At 66.5% G+C, this 1,604-nt stretch carries 2 protein-coding genes; one reads left to right on the top strand and one right to left on the bottom strand.

The annotated features are described in order from the left end of the window. Nucleotides 1–72: 72 nt before the first annotated feature. A protein-coding gene (locus ACIQFU_RS38635) for an IS5 family transposase (RefSeq protein ID WP_164386458.1) occupies nt 73–902 on the top strand; the annotation gives its coding sequence in 2 pieces (ribosomal slippage) (nt 73–390 and nt 393–902; 828 coding nt in all). A 16-nt stretch (nt 903–918) separates the two neighbouring features. On the opposite strand, the gene ACIQFU_RS38640 is transcribed toward ACIQFU_RS38635, so the two are convergent. Further along, nucleotides 919–1,509 carry an SMI1/KNR4 family protein gene (locus ACIQFU_RS38640; protein ID WP_402558067.1) on the bottom strand — a complete coding sequence of 197 codons (591 nt, stop codon included), beginning with the start codon at nt 1,507–1,509 and terminating at the stop codon, nt 919–921. Nucleotides 1,510–1,604 lie beyond the last annotated feature (95 nt).

Consider the following 1,604-nt stretch of genomic DNA (forward strand, 5'->3'; position numbering starts at 1 on the left):
CCTAGCGCGTGTCTCTTTGATGGATTGGTCCGTTGATCGGATGTGTCCGTCCGATTAGTGATCACCGATGCGATGTGGGGCCGGATCCGGCCGTTGATGCCGGCGAATCCGGTCCGCGGGCGGCGATGGGCCGACCACCGCCGCACTCTCGAGGCCATCGCGTGGAAGTACCGCACCAACTCGCCCTGGCGGGACCTTCCCAACGAACTCGGCTCGTTCCAGACCGCTCACAAGCGGCTGATCAGGTGGGCCGTCGATGGCACCTGGGCGAGGATCCTCGCAGCCGTCCTGGCGGCGGCGGACGCCGATGATGACATCGACTGGACGGTGTCGGTGGACTCCACGGTCGTCCGGGCCCACCAGCACGCTGCCGGAGCACGCAAAAAGGGGCGGCCCACTCCGGCGAGCCCGTCGATCACGCACTCGGACGCTCCCGAGGCGGCCTGAGCACCAAGGTCCACCTGGCCGCAGACGGCCACGCACGGCCACTCGCCTTCACCGTCACCGCAGGCCAGGCAGGTGATGCACCCGCCTTCGAGACCGTGATGTCCCGCATCCGCGTGCCCCGCATTGGTTCGGGTCGGCCCAGGACCCGACCCCTGGCCGTTCTGGCCGACCGCGCGTACTCCTCACGTGCCATCCGCAGCCACCTGCGGCGCCGGGGTATCCGTGCTGTCATCCCACAACCGTCCGACCAAGTCGGCCACCGCCTGCGGCGAGGCCGATCTGGTGGCCGGCCGCCCCGCTTCGACAGCGAGGCATACAAGCAGCGCAACACCGTGGAGCGCTGCATCAACCGCCTCAAACAGTGGCGCGGCCTGGCCACACGAACCGACAAACTCGCGATCGCCTACCAGGCTGCACTCCAACTCGCAGGCATTCTCATCTGGAGCCGACGTTGACCGCAGAGTCAAAAACTCAACGGTGGACAACAGGACTTGGTGGAACGGATGGCCCCCAGCCCGGCGGCAAGAGTGCCCAGGAACCGTAGTCCAACCACTGCCCGAATTGAACGGGCTGGGCGCCGCCGACGTGATCCAAGGACAGCGGGACGATCAGGTCACAGGTAGCCCGTCCATCCCACCAAACCGTGCCAGCCAGAGAGCCGGTCAGAGCCAACAAGGTGGAGAAGCCGCAGCCATGCTCCTGGATGACGACCGCACCGGCCGTCTTCAGGTCCTTGAACCTGTCGGCCTCGTCATCCCAGGCACACCGAGCCTCCCGGTACGCGCCATCGTCCTCGAACGCCTCAGGCTGTGGCTCACACGCCATCAGCTCGTCGTCCGCCCCAGCGTAGGAGTCGGGATGCGGAAAAGGCGTAGCCAGCAGCTCGCGCCGCCCCTCATCGTTCCCGGCCCACCACCAACCACGCCTGGTCCGCTCAAGCCGGAAGAGTGCTCCGCCGGCGCTCACCTCCCGCAGATACACCCGGTACGCATCGGGAAACGAAACACCGAGTTCCCTTTCGGCCTCGATGATTTCCGCTTCGGTGAGGGGCGACTCTGTCATGGGACGAGCCTAAGGGTGTGGTGCGGTCCATCGGCCCGCTCACACAGACGCCAGCGCCAAGACGGAGTCAGACTGATCCAAGAGACAGACCCTAG

The sequence above is a fragment of the Streptomyces sp. NPDC093065 genome (genome assembly GCF_044754585.1).
Classification (GTDB): Bacteria; Actinomycetota; Actinomycetes; order Streptomycetales; family Streptomycetaceae; genus Streptomyces.

Bases quoted from the DNA above. Each gene is read 5' to 3' on its own strand.
- ACIQFU_RS38640 (WP_402558067.1), bottom strand. From the start codon at position 1,509: ATGACAGAGTCGCCCCTCACCGAAGCGGAAATCATCGAGGCCGAAAGG.